1 protein-coding gene is annotated in these 589 nt (G+C 66.2%); it reads right to left on the bottom strand.

Going from position 1 to position 589, the window contains the following annotated elements:
- Window positions 1-12 precede the first annotated feature (12 nt).
- Window positions 13-589, bottom strand: a 577-nt coding sequence (locus FLX08_RS40080; protein WP_280117167.1) for a non-reducing end alpha-L-arabinofuranosidase family hydrolase, incomplete at its 5' end; no start/stop codon positions are given.

The following is a 589-nucleotide window of genomic DNA, read 5'->3' as shown; positions in this document are numbered from 1 at the left end:
CGTGTCAGGGCGTCAGCGCTGCAGGGTCAGCAGGCCGGGCCGGTAGGGCAGCAGGCCGTAGTCGCCGCCGGAGCTGGGGCTGCGGCCCTGGTAGAGCAGCTGCAGGTTGCAGGGGTCGACGGTCTTGGTCTGGTCGGGGTTGTTGCGGACCAGGTCGCCGTGGCTGATGTCGTTGGTCCAGGTGGCGCCGCTGTTGGCCTTGCCGGCGAAGGGGTTGCTCTCGCTCGTGGCCTGCGGGGTCCAGTTGCCGCCCAGGCTGGTGGCGGTGTAGGAGCGGAAGTAGCGGCCCTGCGAGCCGATCGACTCCACCAGCATCAGGTACTTGTTCTGGCCCTGGAGCTTGTAGACCTCGACACCCTCGAACAGGTTGTTCGTCGAGTCGCTCATGATGGTGGTGTAGTTGGAGCCGAAGTTGCCCGGGAAGTTCCCGATGGGCATGCTCGACCGGTAGATCTTGCCGTTGTCCCCGGCGAAGAACAGGTACATGTTCTGGTCGTCACCGATGAGCGTCTGGTCGATGGGGCCGGTGCCGGAGCCGGAGATGCTCGCCGTGGACAGCGTCTGCTGCGCCGACCAGCCGTTCGGGTTG

Origin of the sequence: Microbispora hainanensis, assembly GCF_006874475.1 — a bacterium.
Classification (GTDB): Bacteria; Actinomycetota; Actinomycetes; order Streptosporangiales; family Streptosporangiaceae; genus Microbispora; species Microbispora hainanensis.
Note: the sequence above shows the minus strand (reverse complement) of the source record. Positions and strands in the feature narration are given on the sequence as shown.